Origin of the sequence: Geotalea uraniireducens (genome assembly GCF_027943965.1) — a bacterium.
Classification (GTDB): domain Bacteria; phylum Desulfobacterota; class Desulfuromonadia; order Geobacterales; family Geobacteraceae; genus Geobacter; species Geobacter uraniireducens.
Genome location: NZ_AP027151.1, coordinates 832,744 through 850,227 on the forward strand (window position 1 = coordinate 832,744; position 17,484 = coordinate 850,227).

20 protein-coding genes are annotated in these 17,484 nt (G+C 63.8%); 7 read left to right on the forward strand and 13 right to left on the reverse strand.

The annotated features are described in order from the left end of the window. The first annotated feature begins 158 nt into the window (after positions 1–158). Complete coding sequence (locus QMN23_RS03975) at positions 159–2,480, forward strand: MASE3 domain-containing protein (protein ID WP_282001955.1); 2,322 nt, start codon at positions 159–161, stop codon at positions 2,478–2,480. Here the strand turns inward: QMN23_RS03975 and QMN23_RS03980 are convergent. Continuing rightward, entirely contained in the window at positions 2,470–3,423 is a 954-nt protein-coding gene (locus QMN23_RS03980) for a GGDEF domain-containing response regulator (protein WP_282001956.1), read from the reverse strand. The genes QMN23_RS03975 and QMN23_RS03980 overlap by 11 nt on opposite strands. 192 nt (positions 3,424–3,615) lie before the next feature. On the opposite strand from QMN23_RS03980, the gene QMN23_RS03985 reads away from it, so the two are divergent. Further along, entirely contained in the window at positions 3,616–4,803 is a 1,188-nt protein-coding gene (locus QMN23_RS03985; protein ID WP_282001957.1) for a sensor histidine kinase, read from the forward strand. Positions 4,804–4,839: 36 nt separating this feature from the next. Here the strand turns inward: QMN23_RS03985 and QMN23_RS03990 are convergent, their stop codons facing one another. From QMN23_RS03990 to QMN23_RS04035, 10 genes are all read right to left on the reverse strand, one after another. After that, the gene (locus tag QMN23_RS03990; protein ID WP_282001959.1) at positions 4,840–5,181 is read right to left on the reverse strand and encodes a hypothetical protein; all 342 of its coding nucleotides are present in this window, start codon (positions 5,179–5,181) and stop codon (positions 4,840–4,842) included. A gap of 79 nt (positions 5,182–5,260) precedes the next feature. After that, a complete protein-coding gene (locus QMN23_RS03995) occupies positions 5,261–6,250 on the reverse strand; it encodes a hypothetical protein (RefSeq protein ID WP_282001960.1) in 990 nt (329 codons plus the stop codon). A 320-nt stretch (positions 6,251–6,570) separates the two neighbouring features. After that, entirely contained in the window at positions 6,571–6,906 is a 336-nt protein-coding gene (locus tag QMN23_RS04000) for a carboxypeptidase-like regulatory domain-containing protein (protein ID WP_282001961.1), read from the reverse strand. Continuing rightward, positions 6,903–7,475 carry a hypothetical protein gene (locus tag QMN23_RS04005; protein WP_282001962.1) on the reverse strand — a complete coding sequence of 191 codons (573 nt, stop codon included), beginning with the start codon at positions 7,473–7,475 and terminating at the stop codon, positions 6,903–6,905. Before QMN23_RS04005 ends, QMN23_RS04000 begins: the two co-directional genes overlap by 4 nt. Positions 7,476–7,491: 16 nt before the next feature. Next, positions 7,492–8,265 carry an N-acetylmuramidase domain-containing protein gene (locus QMN23_RS04010; RefSeq protein WP_282001963.1) on the reverse strand — a complete coding sequence of 258 codons (774 nt, stop codon included), beginning with the start codon at positions 8,263–8,265 and terminating at the stop codon, positions 7,492–7,494. 102 nt (positions 8,266–8,367) lie between these two features. Continuing rightward, entirely contained in the window at positions 8,368–8,703 is a 336-nt protein-coding gene (locus tag QMN23_RS04015; RefSeq protein ID WP_282001964.1) for a hypothetical protein, read from the reverse strand. Positions 8,704–8,823: 120 nt separating this feature from the next. After that, positions 8,824–11,103 carry a hypothetical protein gene (locus tag QMN23_RS04020; RefSeq protein WP_282001965.1) on the reverse strand — a complete coding sequence of 760 codons (2,280 nt, stop codon included), beginning with the start codon at positions 11,101–11,103 and terminating at the stop codon, positions 8,824–8,826. A gap of 56 nt (positions 11,104–11,159) precedes the next feature. Then, positions 11,160–11,972: an N-acetylmuramoyl-L-alanine amidase gene (locus QMN23_RS04025; RefSeq protein WP_282001967.1), complete on the reverse strand. Its 813-nt coding sequence runs from the start codon at positions 11,970–11,972 to the stop codon at positions 11,160–11,162. Positions 11,973–12,150: 178 nt separating this feature from the next. Continuing rightward, entirely contained in the window at positions 12,151–12,429 is a 279-nt protein-coding gene (locus QMN23_RS04030; RefSeq protein WP_282001969.1) for a barstar family protein, read from the reverse strand. Beyond that, positions 12,420–12,905 (reverse strand): ribonuclease domain-containing protein, encoded by a 486-nt coding sequence (locus QMN23_RS04035; RefSeq protein WP_282001972.1) that lies wholly within the window; start codon positions 12,903–12,905, stop codon positions 12,420–12,422. The genes QMN23_RS04030 and QMN23_RS04035 overlap by 10 nt, the downstream gene beginning before the upstream one ends. Before the next feature lie 872 nt (positions 12,906–13,777). Between QMN23_RS04035 and QMN23_RS04040 the strand changes: the two genes are divergently transcribed. Then, positions 13,778–14,074, forward strand: coding sequence for a hypothetical protein (locus QMN23_RS04040; RefSeq protein ID WP_282001975.1), 297 nt, complete (start codon positions 13,778–13,780; stop codon positions 14,072–14,074). A 5-nt stretch (positions 14,075–14,079) separates the two neighbouring features. Here QMN23_RS04040 and QMN23_RS04045 read toward each other — a convergent pair whose 3' ends face one another. Together QMN23_RS04045 and QMN23_RS04050 are read right to left on the reverse strand one after the other, a co-directional pair. Beyond that, positions 14,080–14,856: a GAF domain-containing protein gene (locus QMN23_RS04045; protein ID WP_282001978.1), complete on the reverse strand. Its 777-nt coding sequence runs from the start codon at positions 14,854–14,856 to the stop codon at positions 14,080–14,082. 38 nt (positions 14,857–14,894) lie between these two features. After that, positions 14,895–15,374, reverse strand: a complete 480-nt coding sequence (locus QMN23_RS04050; RefSeq protein WP_282001979.1) for a class II SORL domain-containing protein — start codon at positions 15,372–15,374, stop codon at positions 14,895–14,897. Between the two features lie 278 nt (positions 15,375–15,652). On the opposite strand from QMN23_RS04050, the gene QMN23_RS04055 reads away from it, so the two are divergent. Genes QMN23_RS04055 through QMN23_RS04070 form a run of 4 tightly spaced genes read left to right on the forward strand, consistent with a single transcriptional unit; the run spans position 15,653 to position 17,366 of the window. Further along, on the forward strand, positions 15,653–16,231 hold the full coding sequence (locus tag QMN23_RS04055) for an RNA polymerase sigma factor (RefSeq protein WP_282003803.1): 579 nt from the start codon (positions 15,653–15,655) through the stop codon (positions 16,229–16,231). Next, positions 16,228–16,587, forward strand: coding sequence for a DUF3619 family protein (locus QMN23_RS04060; protein ID WP_282001981.1), 360 nt, complete (start codon positions 16,228–16,230; stop codon positions 16,585–16,587). Before QMN23_RS04055 ends, QMN23_RS04060 begins: the two co-directional genes overlap by 4 nt. Then, the gene (locus QMN23_RS04065; protein ID WP_282001983.1) at positions 16,577–16,855 is read left to right on the forward strand and encodes a hypothetical protein; all 279 of its coding nucleotides are present in this window, start codon (positions 16,577–16,579) and stop codon (positions 16,853–16,855) included. Before QMN23_RS04060 ends, QMN23_RS04065 begins: the two co-directional genes overlap by 11 nt. Further along, positions 16,848–17,366, forward strand: a complete 519-nt coding sequence (locus QMN23_RS04070; RefSeq protein ID WP_282001985.1) for a DUF3106 domain-containing protein — start codon at positions 16,848–16,850, stop codon at positions 17,364–17,366. Before QMN23_RS04065 ends, QMN23_RS04070 begins: the two co-directional genes overlap by 8 nt. The last annotated feature ends 118 nt before the right edge of the window (positions 17,367–17,484 follow it).

Below are 17,484 nucleotides of genomic sequence, written 5' to 3' on the forward strand. Positions count from 1 at the left end.
AAGCTTGATCAGCTGCCGGCACAAGCCGTCGTGTCAGCGGAAAATCTTCTCTCGCCATTCAATGCTTGCCATAGAGGGTGACATAACGGTATATTTTTCGTGGCCTCCCGCGGTAACATTGCCGAACGATGACTTCCTGCGCATTTCCGGGAACTACGATGACTGACGCCAAGCCCGCTGCTGGCACGCTCGTGCCGTTTATTGCCGGGGGAGGGCTCCTCGCCGGGCTTTACCTGACGAGCTATGCCAGCTTCCTCCTCTTTCATACCCTGGTCGAGCTTTTTTCCGTCCTGGTGGCCGGTGGCATTTTCGTTATCGCCTGGAACTCCCGCCGCTTTGCCGGCAACAGCTATTTCCTCTTCATCGGTATCGCCCATCTCTGCATCGGTGTGACCGACCTGTTGCACGCCCTGGCCTACAAGGGGATGGGGGTGTTCCCGGGAGGCGGCGCCAATCTGCCGACCCAACTCTGGATCGCCGCCCGTTATCTGCAGAGTGTTTCCTTCGTGCTCGCCCCACTGTTCGTCAACCGCCGGCTTAGGCCCCGCATTGTCCTGGCGGCATTCCTGGCGGTGACCGGTTTGCTGTTCGCTTCGATCTTCTCCTGGGGGCTTTTCCCTGTCTGCTACGTGGACGGAGCGGGCGTCACCCTCTTCAAGACCTGGAGCGAATATGCCATTGCCCTCCTTTTCCTGGCCGGGCTGGTGCTCCTTCGGCAGCGGCGGGCGGCCTTCGACCGGCACGTGCTCGATCTTCTCTCCGGCGCCCTGGTGCTGCTGGTGGGGACCGAGCTGGCCTTTTCCCGTTACATCAGCGTTTACGGCCCGAGCAATCTGGTCGGGCATCTGTTGAAGGCGGCGGCGGTCTTCCTGATCTACCGGGGGACCATCGAAACCGCCCTGACCCGCCCCTACGACCTGCTGTTCCGCGAGCTGAAGGCTGGCGAAAGGGCGCTGCGGGAGTCGCACCAGCGGGTTTCGTCCCTGCTGGAGAGCATTACCGATGCCTTCTTTTCCCTCGACCGGGAATGGCGTTTCACCTATCTGAACAGCGAAGCGGAACGGTTGCTCGGCAAGAGCCGCGCCGAACTGCTCGACCGCGACCTCTGGACAATTTTTCCCGAGACGGTCGGCTCGGCCTTCGATACCGGCTACCGCCGGGCGGTTACCGCCAACGAGGCGGTAACGTTCGAAGGGTACTATCCGTCGCTGGAACGGTGGTTCGAGGTCCACGCCTATCCCTCCCGGGAAGGACTGTCGGTATTTTTCCAGGATATCACCGCCCGCAAACGGGCGGACGAGAAGTTGCGCGCCTCGGAAGAGCGTTTTGCCACGGTGTTCAGGATCGCCCCGACCATTATGGTCATTTCGTCCCTGCAGGACGGTCGCTACCTGGAGGTCAATGCGGCGTTCGAGCAGCATCTCGGCTGGCGGCGCGAAGAGGCGCTCGGCCGGACCTACCTCGATCTGGGCGTCTGGGAAAACCCGGCCGACCGTGAGGCAATCCGCGCCGTCATCGATCGCGAGGGGGAGGTCCACGACCGGGAGATCATGGTCCGCGGGAAAGGGGGCGAGTCGATCGTCGGTCTGTACTCGGGCGTCACTATCGAGCTGAACGGCGAAACCTGTCTGCTGAGCCTGATCCGGAACATTACCGCCCGGAAGCGGGCCGAGCGGGAGGTAGAGCTGCTTAACGTCGAACTGGAGTCGCGTGCCACGGCGCTGGAGGATATGAACTGCGAGCTGGAGGAGGCGAACTGCGAGCTGGAGGCGACGGTGGAACAGCTGGAGACGGTCAACCACGAGCTGGAAGCGGCGAATACCGAACTTGAGGCGTTCAATTATTCGGTATCCCACGATCTCCGCCGGCCGCTCACCAATATCAACGGTTACTCCCAGGTGATTCTGGAGCTGTTCGGCAACGGTCTTGACGAGCAGTGCCGGCAGTTCGTTGCCAACATCTACGACGAGACGAAGCGGATGGACCATCTGATCGGCACCTTGCTCAATTTTTCCCGGATTTCCCGCTGCGACATCCGGCTGGTGACCGTGGACCTCAGCGACATGGTGTGGGCGGTGGCGCAGAAACTGAAGATGAAGGAGCCGGAACGGCAGGTGACGCTGACCATTGCCGAAGGGATGACGGCGTACGGCGACGCGGGGCTGCTCCACGTGGTGGTCGACAATCTGCTCGGGAATGCCTGGAAGTATACCGGCAAGCGGGAACATGCGTTGATCGAGTTCGGAGTGACCGACATCGACGGCAGCCGGACGCATTTTGTCCGCGATAACGGCGCCGGCTTTGCCATGGACCAGGTTGAGCGGATCTTTGCGCCGTTCCAGCGTCTTCACCATCCGGAAGATTTTCCCGGCGAGGGGATCGGCCTGGCTACCGTGGCCCGGATCGTCCAGCGGCACGGCGGCCGGATCTGGGCGGAAGGGACCGTGGACCGGGGCGCCACCTTCTATTTCACTCTGTAATCCTTCCTGCTTCTGGCGGCTGTTCCGCACTGCCTGCCGTGGCGATCGCCACCCGGTTGCGTCCCCCTTGCTTGGCCCGATAAAGCGCCTTGTCGGCAGCGCCGACCATTGTGTCGGGGTCGGCCCACGATGCTGTGTCGCTGCTGGCGACCCCCAGGCTGATGGTCACCGGGATCGGTCCCTCCGGGCTGGCGAAGCCTTCGCTATCGATATGTGCCCGGAGGCGTTCCGCCAGGATCGCTCCCTGCTTGGCGTCGCAATCGGGGAGGATGATCAGGAATTCCTCCCCGCCGTACCGGCCGACAAAATCATAGGTCCGGACCAGCGAGAGCATGCGCCGGGCGATTGCGCAGAGCACTGCATCGCCGGCCTGGTGGCCGTGCGAGTCGTTGATCCTCTTGAAATGATCGAGATCGGCCATGATGATGCTGACCGGCTGCTTTTCCCGTTGTGCCTTGGCCAGTTCCTGGCCGAGGAAATTGAGGATCTCCCCGTGGTTCCAGAGTCCTGTGAGCGGATCGTGGGTGGCGCGGGTCCGGAGCGCTTCCCGGGCCGCGAGCAATTCGTTCTGCAGCTCGACGATGCGCTGGCCGGCGCGGAGCCGCACCTTGAGCTCGTTGTGCTTGAACGGTTTGGTGATGTAATCGTCAGCCCCGGCCTCCATGCCGGTGACCAGGTCGTCCTCGCGCTGCTGCGAGGTGAGCATGATGATATAGGTGTACGGCTCCTGCCCGGCGGCCCGGATGCGTTGGCAAACCTCCAGCCCGTTGACGCCCGGCATCACCCAGTCGAGAATCACCAGCCGGGGGGGATCCTCGCCCTGCAAGATCTGCCAGGCCTCGTTGCCGTTCCGGGCAACGATGACGTCGTATCCCCAGGCGGTCAGGCAGACTTTGAGGAGCTGGCGCAGATTCGGTTCGTCTTCGGCGATCAGGATTCTCATGGCTCCTCCCTGGGCGAGGGGGGTGGCCGGCGTGGTGTGTCGAGCCGGCGGGGTTAGAAAAAAATACCATAACTCCGGCCGTTGGCAAAAAATGAGCACCCGGTCGCCAAAATGTTTTTGTTGTTGGTTTGTTGTGATGTTGTTTTATATTGGTGGGTACTGGTGATGTTTCGTCGGAGAAAGGAATTGCTGATGACCCGAGCCGCCCTTCTTACCCATTTCGCTCCGCCGGAGCGTGCCGATCAGGGGGATATTGCCCGCCGCCATGCGTTGCTGGCGGCTGATGAAGGGCTGCGTGCGCTGCTCGATGCCATGCCCGAGTTCGTGATGGTTGTTAGCCCGACCCGCCAGATCCTGCTCGGTAACCGGGCTCTCAATGCCTTTGCCGATTCCCAGGGGTGCGAGGACATTATCGGCCTTCGTCCCGGCGAACTGCTGGCCTGCCAGCACGCGCTTGCCGCGCCGGCCGGTTGCGGCACTGGCGAGGCCTGTCAGACCTGTGGTGCGGTAGAGGCGATCCTGGCGGCGCTGGCCGGCGATCGGGCAAGTCACGAATGTCGGGTGCTCCGGCACACCCCCCAGGGGATCGAGGCCCTCGATCTGAAAGTCTGGGGAACCCCGTTCCGCTGGCGGGGAGAGACTCTGGCCCTGGTGGTCGCCGTCGACGTGAGCAACGAGAAACGGCGGCAGGTCCTCGAACGGCTCTTTTTCCACGATCTGCTCAATACCGCCAGCGTCATTCACAGTCTGACCGAATTGCTGTTCGACGGAATCATGAGCTTCGACGATGGGAAAGAGAGCCTGCTGGTCGCGGCCCGGGCACTGGTGAGCGAGATTCGCAGCCAGCGTGAGCTGCTGGCGGCGGAGAACAACGAACTGACCGTGCATCCGGGACCGCTGCATTCGCGGCTGTTCCTCGAAGGGGTAATCCAGACGTACTACAACTCCACCCTGGGGCGGGAGCGGCAGATTTCCCTGGCGCCGGGGCTGGCTGAAACGATCTTCTATTCCGATGAGCGGCTCCTGGGCCGGGTACTCGGCAACCTGCTCAAGAACGCTCTCGAAGCCTCGCCGCGGGGCGCCGCGGTGACCCTCGGCTGTCGGGAGGGCAACGGGGAAATTTCCTTCTGGTGCCACAACGTCGGGGTCATGTCGCGAGAGACGCAGCTGCAGATCTTCCAGCGCTCGTTTTCCACCAAGGAGGCGGGGCGCGGTATCGGCACCTACAGCGTCAAGCTCTTGACCGAACGTTATCTGAAGGGGCGGGTGTCGTTCACTTCCACCATCGCTGCCGGTACCACCTTCACCGTTACCTATCCGCTCGATCTGCGCAGCCTCGATAGTGCGCTATCTTCCCCCCCTCGTTTGCCGGCCTCCTGAAAGGCGGCCGCGTGAGTGGGTGGCTGTTGCCGCCAATCAGAGCGCTGCGACGGTGCCGGCAATATCGGCCAGGGCCTTGATCGCTTTGGCCGCCTTGGCGACCACCTCGGCCACGTTCTCCAGTCTTCGGATATCTTCCCCGATCTTTCGCGCCACCTCGGCCAGTTTCCCGCCGGCCAGCCGGAGCGCCTCGATCCGCTGGTCGAGGGCCGCTTCCAACAGCAGGTCTTCCTGATCGTCGAGGTCGACGTACAGCTCTTCAAGGAGGCGCTGCTGGTCGGCGGAGAGGTCCGCCCCGTTACGCGCGGCCCTTGTCTCCTCCTTTGCTGCGCGGATGGCGGTCAGCGCTTCTTGCCGTGCCGTTTCAAGATGTGTCATGTGATTATCCCTCGCTAAACGCTATTCGTTGTAATCTCCCCCGCGCCGGCGAATCGTCTTGCTGGTCGTTGCCGGAAGCTCATTCGGCGGCGAGCTTCTTCCGCAGCTTATTGGCGGTGTTCACTTCCTGGACAAGTGTTTGTACTTGCCCGATGGCGTTTTTCAGCCATCGCCGCTCGGTGACGTTCTGTACCAGGGCCCGGTGGGCGGCCCGGTAGGTTTCAGCCGCCCGGAGCGCCTGGGTCGCCAGCTGAACCGTTTCGTCGGCTCCGGTCAAGCCGTCGGCCACGAGCAGCACCGTTGCGAGCTGCTGCTTGCCGCCGGCGCTGTCCACGATCCGCCGGTAACTCTCCCGGAGGTCCGTGGCAACGTTGCGGATCAGGTCGAGCTGCTCGGGGGGCGGTCCCGCAGCAATCGCGAGTTGCAGTCCGGCAAGGTCGGCGGGCGCGAGGTACAGGGCGAGTAGTCGCTCCACCTCGACGATCATCGCTTCCACGACCGGGTCGGCGGCGGTGATCGCCTGTTTCAGGGCCTCGGCCTGTTCATGGCGGATGTAGATCCCGCCGGCGCCGCGGGCCCCGGCCGCTGCCAGGGCGCCGAAGCTCCCCAGGTTGGTCCCCTGCAGTTTGTTGAAGCGGTCGATGGCCCGGTCCACCGCACCGCCGAGGCTTTCGGCGCTCCCCTGGAGTTCGCCGGTGTAGCTGTCGCCGGTGAGTTTCACGAGGAGTGCTGCATAGTCGTTCAGAATTTCCAGAGCACTGTCGGCTGCCGTGGCCCGCCGGGCCAGTTCCTGTCGCAGCTCGACGGCTGCTTCCACCTGGCGGAGCGCCGCGGTGCCGCTGGTCATGGTAGCAGCTTCCAGGAGCTTTTGCCGGGCGCGGAGTTCGGCGTGGCTGCGGATCACCGTACCGGGAAAGGTACCGTAGTTCTTTGCCGCTTCGGCGAAGGTGCCGACCTCCTTAACCTGCGACGGCGTGAGAACGGCGGTGCATCCCTGAAGTGCGGCGAGTGCCGCGGCGGCGACGATGAGGGCGATCGTCTGGCGAACGATGGCGTAGGTTGGTTTCATCGGGGCTCCTTTACGTACGGAATGCCGGTTGTTTTTGCCCCCCGAGCGGGGTGGCGAATTGGCTTGCGGCGTGTCTGTAACCTTGCGTCGCGGCGCGAAGGGAACGCATGCGTGGACGTAGCCGGCAAACGCTCCGGGTATCGCCAGGCGAGATTTCCCCTCGTCGCGCCCTTCGGGTGGTGCCACGTGGCATTTTTGCCGGGCAGTTCTCAGCCCTAGGCGATGATGTCGATAATTGCCACCTTCATCGAGATGCTGATGTTGTGCGGGGCCTGTTCTTCGTGCTTCCGCTCCTTGTTCCAGCCGCCGCTCCTACCGCCTCAACGCACCCTGATCGGCGGGATATCGGTGTACGGACGGTTGAGGACCCTGATCTGCCTGGTGACCGGTGTCTGTCCGACCCATATTTCGAGGACGTATTTCCCCGGCGGGATGTTGTGGAGATAGTAGAACCCCTGGTTGTCCGTGTAGGCGGGGGAGGACCGCCCCCGGTTCCGGGCGGAAAGCGTTACCTCGACCGAGGTCGCCGGGTAAATGCCGTACGCGGTCTTGCGCTCGATCTTGCCGCGGACCGTCTGCGCCTCCGCCCGCGGCGTGCCGCCGATGACGATGATGAATGCGACCATCCATGCAGCCAACAAAGCGATACGTCTCATTTGTCCGGGACCTCCGTGTTCCCCCCCATGTACGGGGTGCTGGAACGTTGCAGTCTGATCGGCTCGGCTACCAGTTTGGTCTTGGTCCCCTTGTCCGTTTCCACGGTCAGTCCCGGACCGCCGAACGCGTACCGTTTGTCGCCGAGCGGGATATAGACCGATTCATAGCCGTCGTGGTGCACGACGAGGGTCGGGAAATCGAGTTGTCCTGCCTGATTTCGCCTTACCGGGATGTCGAGGGTGAAGCTGCCGTCACCGAGAAAGACAACGGCGTTCGGCCGCACGGCGATGTCGGATTCGACGAGGACGTCTCCCGGGGGGGCCATCATCGCCCTCCCTTTGATTGTCCAGACTTCGTAGGTCTTGGGCCGGGTCGAGATGAATCCCCCCATCACCAGTACCAGGATGAAATAACCGGCGAACGCACCTGACAGCTGGATGTTCAATCCCTTGAACGGCCCCTTGACGAAGGTCCGCGAGGGGAGAAAACGGTAGATGATGACCGCCGGGACCAGTGGCAGGAGCATGGTCAGCACCACCAGCGTCAGGTAGATAGTATTATCGCTCATCGTCGTCACCTCGCCTTCATGGCGGGAATGCTTCCGCGAACAGCCGGGTTGCCGTGTCGGGGTCGAGCTCGCCGGTCCCAGGGAGGCCTAATCGCTGCTGGAACTGCCGCAGTGCAGCATGCGTCTGCTGTCCCTGGAAGCCGTCGACCGGGCCGGGATCGACGCCGAGGTAAAGCAGGGCGGCCTGGGCCGCCCGCAGCGCCAGATCCGGGAGGGTGCCCTCATACCGGGCATGGGCGGCGGCAAGCCGGGAGTCATACTCGTTCTTCCTGAAATCGGCCCCATTGTAGCCACGGGCAAAGGCGGCCCAGTCCTGCCGCTGCAGCGCCCCGGCCAGATTGTTCCCCTTGGCGAAGTTCGCCATGGCCAGGAGTTGCGCATTCTCATCCCTCACCATGGCTTCGATCATGACATCGATGGTGGCGAAGCCGGCCACTTTGAAGTTGAACCCCATCACCTGGCCGATGCCCCAGGAAGCGCTCTGGAGCGCCGCTTCCCGGTCGAGTTCCAGAGCCTTCCCCAAGCGGGTGTACTCGGCTGGCCCGCCGACATAGCCGCCGGGTTTCCCGTTGCTGATATCCTCATTGCCGGCATCGTGCCTGCCGTTCGTCAGCCGGTGGAAGATGTGGCGCTCGAAGAGTATCCGTGGTCGCCGGTCCTGAAGAAACCCGAAGCCGCGGGTCTCGACCGTCAGCACTGCCCAAACCACCGGGGCGGCAACCCCGAGGGCGCTGCAGGCGTTGCCCATCCCTTCGGCATTCAACGGCCTACCTTGGCCGGTAAAATTCATGGTGAACTCCTGTGCGTTCCGCCGGGCTGCCGGTCGTTCCGTAAACCGGTAAACAAGCGGGCAGACATTCCCGGCTGAGGTGATGTCTGATGTCAGCTGCCGTTACGGCGTGGCCGGCGGTTCCTGCTCCCCGACCGGCTCTTTACCGGTTCCGACGGAACCCCATTTCAGGTCGGTGTTATATTTGACGTAGACGGGGCGTTCGTTGCGCAGCGTATCCAGCATCGGGCCGAACTGGGCATCGGGAAAGTAAATGTTGAGGATGCCGTTCGGCCATTGAACGTTGCCCGGGAGCGGTGCTCCGCTCTTGATAATGCCCGCGTAACCGATGTACGCCCCCGACGGTTCGTAGAAGTACACAAAACCGATCTGGTTCGCATTGCTGTAGCCGCTGATCATGAGCACTTCATAGGTACCGACTTCTTTGCTGACAATCATGGGATAGCCTCCTGTCTGCCGAACGAATGGATTTTCTCCGGGCGGAGCCCTGGAGGGGCGCCGGAGCGGCCAACGACGGGGCGATCCCCTTTCCCCGCCGGTCGGGGGATCGCCGCCGGTTCAGGCCGGTTTCAGATCGTTGCAGATGCGTACCGGCCAGAGCGCTTCGCGCCAGTGGGGGCCGGCTGGGGTCCAGGTGCGGTCCTGGACCCGCAGTTTGAAGACGTAGACGCAACATTCGCCCCGCCGCAGGAGCAGGTCGGCCGGCACCGGATAGCCGACCGAAGCGCTACAAAGCGGATCGATGGTCCGCAGGTCGAACTGGGCCAGGGTGCCGAACATGGCGGTGGGGAGCGGGTTGGCCGGGTCGCAGGGGGTGCAGGCCGTTCCCGGGTCGCCCACCCGGCTGGTGCCGAAGAAGCAGGGCGTTCCCATGCTCCAGGCGATGGGAATCTGCAGTTCGGTCCCCCCCTGCTTGCTTACTTTGACCCAGTAGAAATCGAAGTTGTCGTTGGGCCGGCTGTGGGGCAGCGCCGGGTCGATATACTCGTCCCAGGCGATCCCGGAGAGCGGGAGGTTCCACGGCACGCTGCAGTCGGGCGGGGTGGCGAAGGCGCTGACGCGGATGTCGGCACAGCGCGGCACCGCGTCGATCCTGATCATCGCACAGACCGGCTTGTTGTCGAGCCAGACCTTCTGGGTGTCGTAGTAGAGGGCGCCGCCGGTGTCTTCCACCACCAGTCGCAGGGTGATCAGCCCGCTCAGGCCGCAGGTCGAGACGTGGGTCTGCCAGCAGGAGGGGGAGAGCCGCGCCTCGGGGACGTTCAGCAGGCAGTAAGGAGGGAAGGGGACCGGCACCACGCAGTCGGCGACCCAGGAAGCGGTCAGCACCGAAGTGTCCTTGCGCATGTTCAGGTCGCGGTATTGCCAGACCGTGTTGTACTCCACCTTCCAGATGTTGGTCCAACCGCCGGTGGTCGGGTCGGTTTCGAAGCCCGGCTTGTAGTCGATGAGATAGCGCTTTATCTTCTTCCCTTCGCAGCCGCCGACAAAGGCGCTCCCCCAGATGGAGAGGCATTCGCCGAAGGATATCTCGTAGACCCCGGCCGGCCTGCTGCAGAGCGCCGGCACGGTCTCGACGAACATTGCCGCCGGGTCGTAGGGGGTGGTGTCGAGGGTAAAGGCGCCGTCGAAGCCGAGAATTCGCACGTCCTGCTTGAAGAGGGTGAAGGTGATGGTCTTGATGCAGGTGGCTCCCTGCGCTCCGTAGACGGTGAGGCGGATGGTGTAGGCCCCTTCGTCCCGGGCGGTGGTGTCGAAGTAGCCCAACAGCCCGCTGGCGACCGGGGTATTCCCCTGGCTGCCGCCGCCCGGCGGGATCGGCGGATAGTGGAAGTCGCCGGCATGCCAGGTAATGCCGTCCCGGGACCATTCCAGCACGTAACGAAGGAAGCCGCCGCCGCTGGCAGTCCCTTTCACCGCTACCACCAGGGCTTTGAGATCGGTATTGACCGTTTCGGCGACGCAGCCGCTCGGTTCAGTCAGTTCGCAGGCCAGCGGCTGGAAGCAGCGGCGCAGGCAGCGGAAATAGCCGACCAGACAGCGGACCAGGTCGAAGAGGGTGCGGGCGCGGGCCAGGCACCAGCCGAAGCGGAAGGCGCAGAGACACCAGCAGCGGCAGAGCCAGAAACGCGGGTCCTGGCTGAGCTTGTCGAACTCCGCCGCGCCGAGGAGGAGTTTTGCCCGCTCGACGGTCAGGAATTGCTCGAAGAGGGCCTCGGCGTCGCCACCGCCGGAATCGCAGTCGAGGGTGCCGGTTACCGCCTCTTCCGCCAGTTCGCCGGCCTGCTCGGCAAGGTGCAGTTCCCCTTCGAGGTACGGCTTGAAGACCGTCCCGAAGCCGGCCACCAGCGCCTTGAAATCGGCCCGCTCCTCTGCGGTGAGGGGGCGGCCGGTCGGGTCGTTGGCGAAGAGCCGGCGGATGCAGAGCCAGTAGCGATAGAGATAGTAGACCGCTGCGGCGAACGAGCGGGCCCGGGCGAGGAGCCAGCCGAAGCGGAGGCAGCAGAGGATCTTCTGCAGGCACCAGCGCCACTGGTCGACGGGGCCGAGGGTTTCGCGGGCCTTGGGATCGAGAAGCCTGAGCGCTACCGCTTCACTGGCTAGCGGGGCGAAGAGCCGGTCGGCAAGCAGCTGCTCGTCGTCGCAAGAGTGGGGGTGTTTGGCCGCTTCTTCCACCAGCCGCTCTACCGAACCGCTGAGCTCCAGCTCCTCCTGGAGCAGCGGCCGCCAGGCGTCGAGCAGTTCCTTGAGGACGAACTGGAAATCTTCCAGCGGGACATCCTCGGGCAGACCTGCCTGTTTTGCCGCTTCGGCGGCACGTTTCGTTTCCTTTTCCATCCGTGGAACTCCTTCCTCTCCGCGTCCTGCGGAGCGTTGCCGGAAGGTGCCGTACCTCAGCCGCTCTTTTTCAGGTAGCGCTCCGCCACCCATTGCTGCTCGGAGGGGTGGATACGGCACCAGCCGTTTGCCGTGGCGTAAATGTTCACTTTGACGCCGCGACCGAGACTCTTGACGATCGGGTAGGCGGCCCCCTGGCCGCGCCGGACGTTGAGCGACGAGGCGTTGACGACTGCCGTCCGCAGTATGGCGGGTGGCGCGGATGGCGCACCGCCGGTCAGTTCCGCCCACGCCTCGGCGACCAGGGGGATGAAGCCGCTGCGGGCGGCGGCGACGGTATTGCCGCCGAAGAAGGCGCTGCCGGGGCAGCTCTTGGTCATGCCGGTGCCATCGGTTCGCTTGCCGCTGTTGAGATCGTACCAGTGGTGGTAGACGATGCTGTCGCTGGAGGGGACGAGGTGGAATTCACGGCAGAGCAGGGCGTTGATCCGGACGATGGCGTCCCGGTGAGCCGGGGCCATCGTATCGCCGCCGGTGTCGAAGTTGCCGAGGTTTTCCAGGCAGATCCCCTCCTGGTTGGCCCCCTTGATCCCCGCCGGTACCTTGTCGAGAGCACGACAGACGGCCACCGTCCCGTCGGGGAACGACGTGAGGTTCTGGGCAATTTCGGCGAAACCGCGTTCCGCCATGTGGAAATGTTCCATCCCTTCGAGGAGGGTAAAATGGTTGTTGCCGGTGAACTGGACGTAGCCTGGCTGGTAGGTGTGATGATTCTGGACCAGCCTGATCGAACGGCTGAACCTGGTGTCGAGCAGCCACTGATCGAATTCGGCGATGGTGAAGAGGAAGAATTTCCCTTTTTTCTGCATGACGGTCTCCCGGGATAACGCTGATCGGTAATGCCGGCACCGGTGCCTGGCTGGTGACCGCCGGCGGTTGTTCACCGGCAACACCGACGGCCCCGGTGCCGATGGTGAGAACAATTCTCCGGACCATCTTCATTACGGCAATGGCCGGGGCCTGTTGGCGGAGCCGGTAACAGGCCGGTTAATGGTAGCTGACGGTAATGTCGGCTCGTTCCTTCGCCAGGTCGGCAAATAGGGTGGCGACCCGGGGAAAATCCTCGCCCATGGCGACTCTGGAGAGTGCTGCGTCTTCCCAGACCAGTTCCACCGGTCCGGCGACATCGGTGACGAGCACGTCCCAGAGAGCGTCAAGGTTCCGGCCGAAATGCGGAGGAAAGGGCAGCTGGCCGGCCAGTTCGTCGTACAGGTCGTCGAGGGAGCCGACAGCGCGACCATGAATCGTGCAGCGGGTCACTCGCACGCCGGCACCTCGGTGAAGGTCCGGTAATGGTCGACTGTCACCAGCCGCTGGCCGTCATCCGAATAGAGGAGCCGCTTGGCGCCCCGGGGGCCGCCCTTATAGTCGAGATCGGCCTCGCGCCATTTCCGGCCGCCGTCGGGGAGCTTCCCCTCCCGGTTCAGGAACAGGTCGCCGCCGATGCTTTTCCCTTTCAGCCGCCAGCAACTCCAGAGGTCGTTACCGGGACGCCAGCCGACCATCCGCGCCTGCTTCTTGGTGACAAACTGGGGGGGAAGCTTGCTGTTGGCGGTCCGGTTCAGACCCCGGAGGGCCGCAACCAGCTCCGGCTCGTCGATCCTGTTCTCCGCCTTGAGCGATGCGTTCAGGGCGGCGACCGCCTTTTCGCAGCTTTCCCCGCGCACCGGTGGCGAAAACGGGCCGAGGAGGCAAAAGGCGATGAGGGCGAGCGTGCTGATGCGGCAGAATAAGCTGGTCATACGATGAGATTCTCCTTGTCGGTTGATGGTGGGCCGTCCTTCGGCCATTGTTCGTTGACGGGACGGGGAGGCGGTTCTGCCGGCCAGCGGACGATGAGCCATCCCCTAGCCAGCCATTCGGTCGCCGCTGCCGTCCCGGCAGTTTGTCGTCGCGCTGATGGGCTTCCCTGAATTTCGGCGCTCCGGATCCGTGCGGCCAATAGGTCGGCGGGTGGGGCTGCAAGGGCCACGGGCGACTCGCACTTGTTTGTTCTGCTGGAGAAAAGTGTTGCCGAGGTTTCGGGTCGGCCAGCTGACGCCGCGCCGAAATCATGGCCCGTGATTGGCCCGACGGTCGCCGGTTCGGCGGTGAGATCGCGCCGGATGGGGCAGGCCCCGCCGGCGGCCGATGGCGAGAGCCGGGCGTCCGTGCAAGGACAGCGAAGTGTCGGGACGGTGGCCATGTTCGGTGTTGTGCTGAGTCTTGACCGCTGGGCATCTCTCTTGACCATGGCGAAGTCCTTTCTTCGTGGAGTTTCCCATGGTTCCGGGCAAGGCTGGCGACGTGAGGAGATGGCGGGAGGGGGCCCGGTAGCGCCGGTGTCCCGGCTGGAGCCGGTAGCGCGAATAACCGAACGGAATCAATGAGCCCTCCATGGCTCCGGGCGCGTCCCTGCTCTCAACGTGCAGCGGGCGAAACGGTACCGTAATTCCGGGATGGAAAATAAGTATAACGTGGGAGATTTCTTATGCAAGAATAATTAAATAAAATTCAATGACTGGCCCTGGCCCCCTTTGCGAGGAGGGTCGGGTGCCGTGGCACGATTCGCCGGTGATCAAACCGTCTTCTGCTATAATGGAGAAAAGAATTCGAACAGAGAGGGAGGGACGCCATGGCCCAGCATGTCATCCCGGCATATCTTGCGCTGTTACTGGTCATTATCGTCCCCGGCGTGGCGGGCGGAATCCTGGCCGCCAACCGGGCGCGGAACTTCATCGGCTGGAGTATTCTTTGCGGACTGTTCCCGATCTTCCTGCTGGTTATTTACTTCCATAAGCCGTTGCGGGAGGTGGAAGGGAAATTCAGGAAGTGCCGCTCCTGCGGCGAATTTATCAAGTGGCGCGACGCCTGCTGCAAATATTGCACGGCGCCGCAGTACCCCACCGATCCGCCAGCGTCTGCCGCGTAAGACGGTCAGCTGTCTTCGGCCCGGTTCGTCGACGGCTTGGCGTCGGGATGCGTCTGGAATCGTTGCTGGTGTCGGCGCAGATTGTCACCGAGCAGGGTCACGATTTCCGTCGCCGCTTTCAGGATATGTTCGGCGCCGAGCCCGGCCCGGTTCATCTCCCGGTAAAAGGTGCGGCCGGCAATTTTTGCCAGGCGGGCCAGGTCGGGAGCGAGCCCGGGCGGCTTGCCGGCCACCATCTTCCACGTTTCGCGGCTCACTGTCGCCTGGACCAGCCGGGAATCGAACCGGCCCCGCAGTTCGGCAAGTTGGATCGACTTTCCGGCAAGAATGGCGACGGCGCCGGCAAGCGCCAGGTCTCCAGCCGTCAGGGGCCGGCCATCCCGCGGCGTGCTGAGGTTGAGCACTCCCGCGACGCGGGAGCCGATCGGAATCGGCACCGAGATGAAGCAGCGGGAAGGACTGTCGGGGTGCCGGGCCAACGGGTGGTAAGGGGAGCGGGTGATGTCGTCGACCATAACGGGATGGCGGGCGGCGGCCACCTGCCCGGCGATCGTCCTGCTGATCCGGTCCGGCGAGGGGCGGTCGCCGCTCCGGGCGAACTGCCGAAGCGAGGGACCATCCTCTGCCGTTTCCGGGCTGAACAGCATGACGGAGCAGTCGGTAACCTTGAAAAACTCCGCCGTCATCCGGACGAAGGCATCAAGGTTATCCTCCGGGTTGGCATGTTGCTCCAGGAGCATCGCAATTTCAGCCAGTTTGTCAAAAGAATCGCTATTGTTCATTGTTTGAACGACATCGGCTGGCGGTGGTTGCCGGCCCGTTACACGACCGCGATGTCGACACTCCCTTCCCAGTAGCCATGGAGATTGCACCGCTCGTGAACGAGCAGGGTCACTTTGCCGGCCGGCGCCGCCTCCTTCGGGATGGTGACGGTGAAGGTCGCCTTCGGTGCGAGGAAGCCGCGGGGCTGCAGCGTGAGCTGGCCTGCCGGCTCGTTGCCGATGTTGAGGGAGATATGCTCGATCCAATGGGTTGGCCCCATCGGATGGAGCACCTCGCCAACCGTGACCTCGACGGTGAACGACGCGCCGGCGGCAACCGACTTGGGGGCGGTGATGATCGGCACGTGCTTCTGTTCGAGCGGGCTCATCTTGGCCGGGTTCTTGGCCCGGTTGATCGTGGCGAAGAGCGACTGGTCGGCCTGGACCGGGAAGTACTGTCCGGCGGCGGCTACCCGGCCGGCGATTCCCGATGCCATGGTGCCGAGCGCTGCTGTCTTGAGAAAGGTTCTTCTGTCCATGATTCCTCCTGTGCTAGAATCGATCGCCAATGGGCGCCGGTTGAGTACAAGCGCCTTCTAAGTGTAGAATCTCCCTCCCAGAAGTCAATGGCGGCAGCCGCTCCGCTGTCGGCCGCAACAGAAAATTTGCCGGGCCGGTCAACCGTTGGCGGCATGGTGCGTTAGATGGGATGAGCCCCCGTCCGGAAACGGTCCCGTCGGCCGGGCGGCGGCAAGTGCCGGCCTTCCCGTGCGGTGACCGGCAGTGCGCCACGGGGATGCCAGCCGGCCATTATGACATGCCGCGGCTTTGGAGATCCGGCGCGGCGGGGAGTTACATTCTGGATTCCTCAGCAGATTTGAATCGTTTCCTGGCAGATGTCGAGCGGCGGGCCTTCCGGATGGCCCGACTGGCCACTGCGGATGCCGAGGAAGCGCTCGATATCGTCCAGGAGGCGATGTTCGGTTTCGCCCGGCGTTACGGGGGGCGGACGGCGGGAGAGTGGGCGCCGCTGTTTTACCGGACGCTCCAGAGCCGGATCATCGACTGGCAGCGGCGGACCGGCCTGCGCAATCGCTGGCGGGTCTGGTTCGGCGGTGGCGACGAGGGCGACGGCCACGATCCGCTGGAAAACATTGCCGACGGAAGAACGCCGGACCCGGAGTCGGCCTTGGCCGACCGGGCGGTGGGGACGGCGATCGAGGCGGCGCTCCGCCAGCTGCCGCTACGGCAGCGGCAGGCGTTTCTGCTCCGTTCCTGGGAAGGGCTGGGAGTGGCGGAAACGGCGACGGCCATGGGCTGCTCCGCAGGGAGTGTCAAAACCCATTATTCGCGGGCGGTGCACACCCTGCGCAGCTTGCTTGAGGAGTACCGATGATGACGACCCGGAAAAGCGACGAACGGCTGATTGAGACGATCACCGCCCATCTGGACCGGAGTACGGAAACGCTTGACGACGAAATTGCCCGGCGGCTTCGCCAGACCCGGGCCGGAGCGGTGGAAGCGGCCGGTCGTCAGCGTTTGGGGGGCTCGTTCCGCTGGCTCACAGCCGGCGGAGTGGCGACGGCGGCCATCCTGATCGTTGCCGGCGTTCTCTGGATGAACAGTGGCCGGAAGGTGACCACGGTCGCCAATCTCGATGATATGGAGATCGTCACCGCCCGGGAGCAGATACAATTCTATGAAGATCTCGATTTCTACCGCTGGCTGGCAACCCAGGAAAATGGCGGCTAGTGCCGCCCTGCTTCTGCTGCTCGGCTTTCCGACGGCATTTTCGTTTGGCCGGCAACAGACAGGAGAGGAGCCGGAATTTCTCGAATATCTCGGTACCTTCGAGACGGCCGGCGGGAAAGAGCTCGATCCGCTGGCTTTCCAACTGGTGGAGAAAGCTGCCGCCCCGGCACCGGCCAAGGCCGACAAGGGAAAGCGGCGGCAGAGTGAGAGACGGCGCCCGGCCTCCGCTGCCGCCGACAACAAGGGAAAGGATCGGCGTAATGAATAGACGGCAGGCTGTACTGGCGACGTTTTTGCTGTTTGCGGTCGTGCCGCCCGGCTGGGGAGCGGACCGGGCCGTAGACTGGGACCGGCTGACTCCTGAAGAGCAGCAGGCGCTCAAACCCTTGGCGAACAAATGGGCCCAATTGCCGCCGGAGCGCCGGGAACGGCTGCTGCGGGGCGCCGCCCGCTGGCAGGCCATGACCCCGGAGGAACGGCAGGCTGCCCGACAGCGGTTCAGGGAATGGCAACAGCTGCCACCGGAAGAGCGACAGCGGATTCGCCAGCAGTTCCAGTCGTTCCGTCAACTTCCTCCCCAGGAGCAGGAGCGGATCAGGCAGAAATTCCGCTGGTTCCAGCACCTTCCCGCCGAACGGCGCCAGAAGCTGCGGGAAAAATGGCAGGCCATGAGCCCGGAAGAGCGGCGCGAACTGCGTAGCCGCTGGCGGTCGATGAGTCCGGAGGCGCGGCGGAATTTCCTCTCCGGCGGCAGACCGGGGGCGATGACCGGGAAATAATGCTTTGCTTGTCAACCGTCGTTGCCGCCGGCCAATAAGCCCCGATGGTGCGACGCAAGGGATGGGCCACCACAGGCCCCGGACCAGCCGGTTCGGGGCCTGTCGTTTTGCGGGAACT

Bases quoted from the DNA above. Each gene is read 5' to 3' on its own strand.
- QMN23_RS03975 (WP_282001955.1), top strand. From the start codon at position 159: ATGACTGACGCCAAGCCCGCTGCTGGCACGCTCGTGCCGTTTATTGCC.
- QMN23_RS03980 (WP_282001956.1), bottom strand. From the start codon at position 3,423: ATGAGAATCCTGATCGCCGAAGACGAACCGAATCTGCGCCAGCTCCTC.
- QMN23_RS03985 (WP_282001957.1), top strand. From the start codon at position 3,616: ATGACCCGAGCCGCCCTTCTTACCCATTTCGCTCCGCCGGAGCGTGCC.
- QMN23_RS03990 (WP_282001959.1), bottom strand. From the start codon at position 5,181: ATGACACATCTTGAAACGGCACGGCAAGAAGCGCTGACCGCCATCCGC.
- QMN23_RS03995 (WP_282001960.1), bottom strand. From the start codon at position 6,250: ATGAAACCAACCTACGCCATCGTTCGCCAGACGATCGCCCTCATCGTC.
- QMN23_RS04000 (WP_282001961.1), bottom strand. From the start codon at position 6,906: ATGAGACGTATCGCTTTGTTGGCTGCATGGATGGTCGCATTCATCATC.
- QMN23_RS04005 (WP_282001962.1), bottom strand. From the start codon at position 7,475: ATGAGCGATAATACTATCTACCTGACGCTGGTGGTGCTGACCATGCTC.
- QMN23_RS04010 (WP_282001963.1), bottom strand. From the start codon at position 8,265: ATGAATTTTACCGGCCAAGGTAGGCCGTTGAATGCCGAAGGGATGGGC.
- QMN23_RS04015 (WP_282001964.1), bottom strand. From the start codon at position 8,703: ATGATTGTCAGCAAAGAAGTCGGTACCTATGAAGTGCTCATGATCAGC.
- QMN23_RS04020 (WP_282001965.1), bottom strand. From the start codon at position 11,103: ATGGAAAAGGAAACGAAACGTGCCGCCGAAGCGGCAAAACAGGCAGGT.
- QMN23_RS04025 (WP_282001967.1), bottom strand. From the start codon at position 11,972: ATGCAGAAAAAAGGGAAATTCTTCCTCTTCACCATCGCCGAATTCGAT.
- QMN23_RS04035 (WP_282001972.1), bottom strand. From the start codon at position 12,905: ATGACCAGCTTATTCTGCCGCATCAGCACGCTCGCCCTCATCGCCTTT.
- QMN23_RS04040 (WP_282001975.1), top strand. From the start codon at position 13,778: ATGGCCCAGCATGTCATCCCGGCATATCTTGCGCTGTTACTGGTCATT.
- QMN23_RS04045 (WP_282001978.1), bottom strand. From the start codon at position 14,856: ATGAACAATAGCGATTCTTTTGACAAACTGGCTGAAATTGCGATGCTC.
- QMN23_RS04050 (WP_282001979.1), bottom strand. From the start codon at position 15,374: ATGGACAGAAGAACCTTTCTCAAGACAGCAGCGCTCGGCACCATGGCA.
- QMN23_RS04055 (WP_282003803.1), top strand. From the start codon at position 15,653: ATGCCGCGGCTTTGGAGATCCGGCGCGGCGGGGAGTTACATTCTGGAT.
- QMN23_RS04060 (WP_282001981.1), top strand. From the start codon at position 16,228: ATGATGACGACCCGGAAAAGCGACGAACGGCTGATTGAGACGATCACC.
- QMN23_RS04065 (WP_282001983.1), top strand. From the start codon at position 16,577: ATGGCGGCTAGTGCCGCCCTGCTTCTGCTGCTCGGCTTTCCGACGGCA.
- QMN23_RS04070 (WP_282001985.1), top strand. From the start codon at position 16,848: ATGAATAGACGGCAGGCTGTACTGGCGACGTTTTTGCTGTTTGCGGTC.